Source organism: Falsiroseomonas sp. RANM36 (assembly GCF_056682175.1).
This window is the reverse complement of sequence record NZ_JBWXTD010000002.1, coordinates 706,894-714,773: the sequence shown is the minus strand read 5'-3', so window position 1 is coordinate 714,773 and position 7,880 is coordinate 706,894. Positions and strand designations below refer to the sequence as shown.

8 protein-coding genes and 1 pseudogene are annotated in these 7,880 nt (G+C 71.8%); 4 read left to right on the top strand and 5 right to left on the bottom strand.

Annotated elements, in window-relative coordinates; genetic code table 11:
* The 4 genes from AC1MIR_RS04270 to AC1MIR_RS04255 all read left to right on the top strand — a co-directional run.
* The coding region (locus tag AC1MIR_RS04270; protein ID WP_480026931.1) for a hypothetical protein at positions 1 to 257 on the top strand (257 nt) is incomplete at its 5' end.
* 49 nt (positions 258 to 306) lie between these two features.
* Positions 307 to 1,023, top strand: a complete 717-nt coding sequence (locus AC1MIR_RS04265) for an MgtC/SapB family protein (RefSeq protein WP_480026930.1) — start codon at positions 307 to 309, stop codon at positions 1,021 to 1,023.
* Between the two features lie 86 nt (positions 1,024 to 1,109).
* Positions 1,110 to 2,045: a pirin family protein gene (locus AC1MIR_RS04260; protein ID WP_480026929.1), complete on the top strand. Its 936-nt coding sequence runs from the start codon at positions 1,110 to 1,112 to the stop codon at positions 2,043 to 2,045.
* Between the two features lie 126 nt (positions 2,046 to 2,171).
* A complete protein-coding gene (locus tag AC1MIR_RS04255; protein WP_480026928.1) occupies positions 2,172 to 3,164 on the top strand; it encodes a TAXI family TRAP transporter solute-binding subunit in 993 nt (330 codons plus the stop codon).
* A 133-nt stretch (positions 3,165 to 3,297) separates the two neighbouring features.
* On the opposite strand, the gene mazG is transcribed toward AC1MIR_RS04255, so the two are convergent.
* The 5 genes and pseudogenes from mazG to AC1MIR_RS04230 all read right to left on the bottom strand — a co-directional run.
* Positions 3,298 to 4,101 (bottom strand): nucleoside triphosphate pyrophosphohydrolase, encoded by an 804-nt coding sequence (mazG, locus tag AC1MIR_RS04250; protein WP_480026927.1) that lies wholly within the window; start codon positions 4,099 to 4,101, stop codon positions 3,298 to 3,300.
* Between the two features lie 161 nt (positions 4,102 to 4,262).
* Positions 4,263 to 5,057 carry an MBL fold metallo-hydrolase gene (locus AC1MIR_RS04245; RefSeq protein ID WP_480027057.1) on the bottom strand — a complete coding sequence of 265 codons (795 nt, stop codon included), beginning with the start codon at positions 5,055 to 5,057 and terminating at the stop codon, positions 4,263 to 4,265.
* Entirely contained in the window at positions 5,057 to 5,836 is a 780-nt protein-coding gene (locus tag AC1MIR_RS04240) for a TatD family hydrolase (RefSeq protein WP_480026926.1), read from the bottom strand. The genes AC1MIR_RS04245 and AC1MIR_RS04240 overlap by 1 nt, the downstream gene beginning before the upstream one ends.
* A gap of 2 nt (positions 5,837 to 5,838) precedes the next feature.
* The gene (gene metG / locus AC1MIR_RS04235; RefSeq protein ID WP_480026925.1) at positions 5,839 to 7,374 is read right to left on the bottom strand and encodes a methionine--tRNA ligase; all 1,536 of its coding nucleotides are present in this window, start codon (positions 7,372 to 7,374) and stop codon (positions 5,839 to 5,841) included.
* A 29-nt stretch (positions 7,375 to 7,403) separates the two neighbouring features.
* Positions 7,404 to 7,880 (bottom strand): annotated as a pseudogene (locus tag AC1MIR_RS04230) (hypothetical protein); the annotation flags it as partial.

The following is a 7,880-nucleotide window of genomic DNA, read 5'->3' as shown; positions in this document are numbered from 1 at the left end:
CGCCGCGCGCCGGGCGGCGGGGGGGGCGGGCCCGGCCCCGCGGGGCGGGCCGCCGCGGCCGCGCCTCCGCCCCGCTCGCGCCGAATGGCGGTCCTGTCTGGGTCGCCGATCTGCGCGACGGGACGCTCGCGCGGCTGCTCGCCGGCAACGACGGCAGCCTGGAGCTGCGGATCAACGGCGGCCTCCAGGGTCGCCTGCCGCTGCAGGGCTCGACGCGGACCGTGCGGGACGCGCTCAGCCCCTGCCTTGCCTTCTGAGGCAGCGGCCGGCTTGGCGCCGCGCGCCGCCGGCTGATACGGCTGCGGCATGGACGCGCTGCTGCCCTACGACCTCGACACGCTCCTCGACACCCTCACGAGCCTCGGCCTCGCGCTGGTGCTCGGCGCGGTGATCGGCGCGGAGCGCCAGTATCGGGAGCGCATCGCCAACCTCCGCACCAATGTGCTGGTCGCGCTCGGCGCGGCGCAGTTCGTGGACATGGGCGTGCAGCTCGGCGGCGCGGATGTCGCGATGCGCGTCGTCGCCAACATCGTGACCGGGGTCGGCTTCCTCGGCGCCGGCCTGATCATGAAGGAGGGCGCCAACATCCGCGGCCTGAACACCGCCGCGACCGTCTGGTGCTCGGCCGCGGTCGGCGCCTGCGCCGGGGCGAACCTGCCGATCCAGGCGGTCCTGCTCACCGCCTTCGTGCTGATCTGCAACACCGCGCTGCGCCCGGTGGTGAATGCGATCAACCGCATCCCGGTGCGCGACCAGGCGATCGAGGCGCATTACGACGTCTTCGTCACGGTGCCCGCCACCGCCGTCGCCGCCGCGCGGGAGGCGATCCTGCGCGCGCTGGCCAAGGCGCAATACCCCGTCAGCCATGTGGACGTGGCCCCGCAGGCCAATGAGGCGGTGGAGCTGGTCGCGCACCTGATCAGCACCTCGGTGGATGCGGCCGACCTCGACGAGGCGGTCGCGACGCTGCGCCGGCTGCCCGGCGCGCGCGATGCCGGCTGGACCCGCAACAGCGCCCATTGAGGCGCTGAATGATCATCCTCGGCCCCGCCGCTTCGACACCGCTGCCCGTCGCGCCCATCTGCTCCGGGCAAGAACGGGAGCCCGCGATGTCCGCCACCGACCCCACCGATCCGCTGCCCGCCGGCCTCGAGACGGTGCTGCTGCCGCGCACCCACGACATCGGCGGCTTCGAGGTCCGCCGCGCCCTGCCGGCGAAGCAGCGCCAGATGGTCGGGCCCTTCATCTTCTTCGACCAGATGGGCCCCGGCGAGTTCCTCACGGGCCAGGGCGTGGATGTGCGCCCGCACCCGCATATCGGCCTCTCCACCGTCACCTACCTGTTCGAGGGCGAGATTCTCCACCGCGACAGCCTCGGGACGGAACAGCCGATCGCGCCGGGCGACGTGAACTGGATGACGGCGGGCAGCGGCATCGCGCATTCCGAGCGCACGGCGGCCGCCCGCCGCGAGGCGCCGCATCGCCTCTCCGGCATCCAGTCCTGGGTCGCCCTGCCGAAGGACCAGGAGGAACGCGCCCCCGACTTCGTCCACCACCCGGGCGCGACGCTGCCTGAACTCGCGGATCGCGGCCTGCATCTGCGCCTGATCGCAGGCCACGGCTGGGGCGCGCGGGCGCCCGTCGCGGTCGCGTCGGAGCTCTTCTACGCCGATGCGCAGCTCGCGCCGGGCGCGGCACTTCCGATGCCGGAGCACGAGGAACGCGGCGCCTGGGTGATGACCGGCAGCGTCGCGGTCGCGGGCGTCCGCTTCGAGGCCGGGCGCATGCTGGTCTTCCGCGCCGGCGACGCCATCACGTTGCGCGCCGGGCCCCAGGGAGCGCGGCTGCTGCTGCTGGGCGGGGCGGCGATGGACGGGCCGCGCTACCTGTTCTGGAACTTCGTCTCCTCCTCGCGCGAGCGGATCGAGGCGGCGAAGCAGGGCTGGGCGCGCGACCGCCTGGGCCTTGTCGTGCCGGGCGACGAGCGGGAGTGGATCCCGCTGCCGGAGAAGCGCGCCGTGCGCGCGGGGCAGGGGCCCGCCTAGGCAGGCACCGCGATCCCCCCGCGCGGTTCGGGCTTGGCGGGACCGGCCAGCCGGCCGATCCTGGCGCCCGGCTGTCCCGGTGCCGCCGGCGGCAGCCATCCGCATCGCCACCCAGGAGGGGCCGAGATGACCCGCAACCCCATCGGCGCCCTGTCGCGCCGCCCCCTGCTGCTCTCCGCCCTCGGCACCGCGCTGGCGGCGCCCGCGCTCGCCCAGTCCTCCGTGGTGCGCCGGCTCAGCGACCGGACGGCGGCGGCGAATGCCGGCACGGTGGGCGTGATCGCCGGCGGGGTGGACGGCACCTATATCCGCATCGCCGCCGATCTCTCCGCGGTGCTGGACGACGGCGACACCCTTCGCGTGATCGCGATGCTGGGGAAGGGGTCGCTGCAGAACATCGCCGACATCGTGCTGCTGCGCGGCGTGGATATCGGCATCGTGCAGTCGGACGCGCTGACCTTCGCGCGCCGGCGCGGGCTGATCCCCGGGGCGGAGACGCTGATCCAGTACATCGCCAAGCTCTACGACGAGGAGATCCACATCCTGGCGCGGGAGGGGATCGGCTCGGTCGCCGACCTGGCGGGGCAGGTGGTGAATGTGGATGTGCTGGGCAGCGGCACGGCCATGACCGCCTCGCTGGTCTTCGACGCGCTCGGCATCGAGGTCCGCACGACCCACGACGTGCAGGACCTGGCGCTGACGAAGCTCCGCCGGGGGGACATCGCGGCGATGGTCTTCGTGGCCGGCAAGCCGGCGCGGCTCTTCGCCGGGGTGCAGCCCGGGAGCGGGCTGCGCTTCCTGCCGCTGCCCGCCACCCCGGCGCTGATGGAGACCTACCTGCCGGCCACGCTGCGCGCTTCCGACTACCCGAGCCTGATCCCCGAGGGCACGACGATGGAGACCATCGCGGTGGGGGCGGTGATGGCGGTCTATGCCTGGCAGCCGGGCAGCGAACGGCACCGGAAGGTGTCGCGCTTCGTCGAGGCGCTGCACGCCAATTTCGACGCCTTCCTGCGCCCGCCGCGGCATCCGAAGTGGCGGGAGGTGGACCTGGCCGCGGCGGTGCCGGGCTGGGTGCGCTTCGACCATCGGGCCGGGCCGTCCCGGGCGCGGCGCTGACATGGATCAAGGAACAAATGTTCTTGTTGTGTTCAGTGGTCCTGCCACGTTGGGAAAGTTTATGGCCTGAGCGGTACGGGTCGGCCTCGCAACGCCCGAGACTGTAAATATTTCACGGCGGCCCGGCCGATCGTCAGCCGCCGTCGCGCTCGGCCTGCTTCACCGCGGCCCAGGCCGCTTCCATCCGCGCCAGGCCGGCATCCTGCGGCGCCTTGCCCTCGACGGCGAGGCGCTGCTCGACCCCGGCAAAGCGACGTTCGAATTTCGCATTCGCCGCGGCGAGGCAGGCCTCCGGGTCGAGGTCCAGCTTGCGGGCCAGGTTCGCCAGCACGAAGAGCAGGTCGCCCACCTCATCGGCCTGCCGCGCCTTGTCGGCGGTCGGCAACTCGGCCCGCAGCTCGGCGGCCTCTTCCTCCAGCTTGTCCAGCACTGCGGCGGCGTCGGGCCAGTCGAAGCCGACGCGGGCGGCGCGGCGCGTCAGCTTGAGCGCGCGGGTGAGGGCAGGGAGGCCGGCAGGGATGCCAGCCAGCGTGCCGGTCTCCGCCCGGGCCTGGCGCTCCGCGGCCTTCTGGACCTCCCAGGCGGCGGTCTGGGCCTCCGTCGAGCGCGCCTCCGCCTCACCGAATACATGAGGATGACGGCGGATCATCTTGTTGCTGATGGATTGCGCGACCGCGGCGAAGCCGAACTGCCCGGCCTCCTGCGCCATCTGGGCATGATAGACGACCTGGAACAGCAGATCGCCAAGCTCGTCCTGCAAGGTGCTGAAATCGGGGCCTTTGGCGATGGCATCCGCCACCTCATAGGCTTCCTCGATCGTATAGGGCGCGATGGTGGAGAAATCCTGCTCGCGGTCCCAGGGGCAGCCATCGGGCGCCCGCAGCCGGGCCATGATCTCGAGCAGGCGCAGCATCTCGGCGGCGGGATCGGCGGCCATGGGGGGGGGACTCCGGCGGCAGGGACGGGACAGGTCTGGCGTGCGGCCGCCGGCGGGACAAGCCATCCGCGATCATCCCCAGATCGGCTTGCCGCATAAGATATATTATGGAAATTTTCGTCTTGGGGAGAAGTCCGTGGAGAGCGGTCCGGCAGCCTGCGTCAGGCGCCGGGCACCTCCAGAACCATGCCGTCATGGCCGGGCTCGATCCCGCGCGGCAGGTTCGCCTGCAGCCAGCCCCAGTCCATGTCGATGCCCATATGCGTCAGCACGGTGCGCCGCGGCTTCAGCCGCGCCGCCCAGTCGCAGATCAGCGCCACATGGGCGTGCACCGGATGCGGCCCGCGCTGGAAACAGCCGACCACCCAGGTGTCGAGACCCTCGAGCGCCGCCAGGCTCTCCTCCGGGAAGGCCACGACATCGGTGCAATAGGCGAAGCCGCCGATGCGGAAGCCGAGGGTTTCCATCACCCGGTGGTCCTGCCGGATCACCCGCACCGGCAGCCCGGCCATGCGGACCACCTCCCCCGGCGCGATCGGACGCGGCGTCAGCGAGGGGCGGAAGAAGCCCTGCGGCGGCGGCGGATGGAAGGCGTAGTCGAAACGGCTGCGCAGCTCGGAGAGCGTCAGGTAGGTGCCGAAGGCATCGAGCGCGCCGCCGCGGATGCGGTTGACGATGCGCAGCTCGTCGAGGCCCATCACGTGGTCGGCATGGGTGTGGGTGAAGACCACCGCATCCAGACGCCCGATCCGGGCCGCCAGCATCTGCGCCCGCAGGTCAGGCCCGGCATCGATCAGCAGCCGGCGCCCGTCGGCGTCCTCCACCAGGGCGGAGCTGCGGCTGCGCCGATTGCGCGGCTCCGCCGGATCGCAGGCACCCCAATTGCCCAGGCCGTCCTCGCCGCCAAGCAGCGGGACGCCGCCCGATCCGCCGCAGCCGAGGAGCGTGACCCGGATCACGCCGCCGCGGACCTCTGGAACAGACGGTGAAAATTCGCGGTGGTGAGCTCGGCCAGCGCCGCCATGCCGATCCCGCGCACCTCCGCCAGCTTCGCCGCGGTGTGCACCACGAAGGCCGGCTCGCAGCGCTTCCCGCGCAGCGGCACCGGGGCGAGGTAGGGGCTGTCCGTCTCCACCAGGATGCGGTCGGCCGGCATCTCGGCCGCGATCGCCCGGTTCTCCTCGGATTTCGGGAAGGTCAGGATCCCGGAGAAGGAGACATGGCCGCCGAGCGCGATGGCGGTCCGCGCCAGCGCGGCGCCGGAGGAGAAGCAGTGCAGCAGGAAGGGGAATTTTCCCCGTTCCGTCTCATCCTCCAGGATGGCCGCCATGTCCGCATCCGCGTCGCGGGCATGGATTACCAGCGGCAGGCCGGAGACGCGCGCGGCGGCGATGTGGCGCCGAAAGCTTTCGGCCTGCAGGGGCCGCGGCGCCTTGTCGTAGAAATAATCCAGCCCGGATTCGCCGATGCCGATCACCCGCGGATGATCAGCTTCGCGCAATATTTCGTCCACCCCTGGCGGCTCGCGCTCGCCGGCATTGTGCGGATGGATGCCGACGGTGGCGAAGACGCCTTCATAGGCATCGGCGATCTGCCGGACGGTCGCGGCCTGCTCGCCGAGGCGCGTGCCGATGGTGACCATGCGGCCCACGCCCGCGGCCTTCGCCCGCGCGACCACGGCCTGCTGCTCCTCGCCCTGGAAATGGTCGAGGTGGCAATGGCTGTCGATCAGCATGGTCAGGCGGCGGCCTCGATCTTGGCGAAGAGCGGCGCCGGCGGCGGCAGCGCCGTGCCCGCTGGCAGCGGGGTGGCGAGATCCCCGAGCCCCCTCGCCTGCTCCGGCACACCGAGCTGGTCCAGCAGCTTCGCCATGCTGCCCGGCATGAAGGGCTGCAGCAGCGTCGCGAAGGTCCGGAGCGCGTCGTGCAGGTGGCGCAGCACCGCCTCCATCCGGGCCGGATCGGTCTTCTTCAGGGCCCAGGGGGCCTGCTCGGTGATGTAGCCATTGGCGTCCCGCACCACCGCCATCACCGCTTCGAGCGCCAGGTGGAACTCCTGGCGGTCGAGATGGGCGGCGACCTGGCCGGCCAGCGCGTCCAGCTGCGCGCCGAGCGCGGCGTCGCCCGCCGCCCGCGCGGCGGGGGCCGGCAGCGTCGCATCGCAGTTCCGCTGGATCAGCGAGAGCGTTCTGTTTGCGAGATTCCCGAGCGCGTTGGCCAGCTCGCCATTGTTCCGCCCGATCAGCGCCGCGCGGGAAAAATCGCCATCCTGGCCGAAGGGCACTTCCCGCAGCAGGAAGTAGCGGATCGGATCCAGCCCGAACTCGGCGACCAGGGAAACGGGATCGATGACGTTGCCGAGCGACTTCGAGATCTTCTGGCCCTCATTCGTCCACCAGCCATGGGCGAAGACGCGCTGCGGCGGCGCGATGCCGGCGGCCATCAGGAAGGCCGGCCAGTAGATGGCGTGGAAGCGGACGATGTCCTTGCCGACGAAATGGATGTCGGCCGGCCACCATTTCTGAAAAGCTTCAGGATCAGCGGGATAGCCGGCGGCCGTGATGTAGTTCGTCAGCGCGTCCAGCCAGACATACATCACATGCGCCGCATCGCCCGGCACCGGCACGCCCCAGCGGAAGGAGGTGCGGCTGATCGAGAGATCGCCCAGGCCGGATTTAACAAAAGCAATCACTTCGTTGCGCCGGCTGGCGGGTAGGATGAAGTCCGGATTGGCCTCGTAATGCGCCAGCAGCCGGTCCTGCCAGGCCGACAGGCGGAAGAAGTAGGAAGGCTCCTTCACCCAGGCGACCGGCGCGCCGCTCGGCGCGTATTTCACCCCGTCGCGCTCGGTGAGCTCGTCCGGGCCGTAGAAGGCCTCGTCGCGCACCGCGTACCAGCCCTCGTAATGGCCGAGATAGATCTCCCCGTTCGCGACCAGCTTTTCCCACAGCGTCGTGCAGGCGAGCTTGTGGCGGTCCTCCGTCGTGCGGATGAAGTCGTCGATCGAGAGGCCCATGGTCACGGCCAGGTCGCGGAAATGCTGGCTCACCTGGTCGGTGAAAAGCTGCGGCTCCATGCCGGCGTCCTGCGCGGCCTTCTCCACCTTCTGGCCGTGCTCGTCCGTGCCGGTCAGGAAGAAGACCTCCCTGCCCTGCAGCCGGCGCCAGCGCGCCAGCACGTCCGCCGCCAGCGAGGTGTAGGCGTGGCCGATATGGGGCTTGTCGTTCACGTAGTAGATCGGCGTCGTGATGAAGCAGGGCCGGCTTTGGCGCACGGTGGTCTTCCGGGTTCTGCCGCCGGGGCTCAGCGCCGCGGCGGGGTGAGCCAGCCGAGGGCGGTCAATACGGCCTGCTTGCGGTCGAGGCTCAGCACGTCCGTCTCGGCGGCGAGGCGGCCGAGGCTATCCCACAGGGTGGACCACTCGGCAAGCGGACGCAGCGCCAGCCAGCCCGGCGCCGGGCCGCCGCGCGCGGCCTGCCGCACTGCCGCCGAGATCTCCCGCCGCAGCAGCGCGATGAAGGTGACGAAGGCGCTGCCGTCGCGCTTCGCCGCGACCTGGTCGGCCACCCCATGCCAGCGGCGCCGGTCGCCTTCGGCGAGCCCGGCCAGCACGCCATCCACCACCTCCTGCAGCGCGAGCCCCTCGCCTTCCGCCAGCGCCAGGGCCTGGCCGGGCGAGCCCTCCGCGATGGCGGCGAGCCGCGCCCGGTCGGGCCCCCCGCCGCCCCCCCCCCGGGCCCCCCCCCCCCCCCCCCCCCCCCGCCCCCCCCCCCCCCCCCC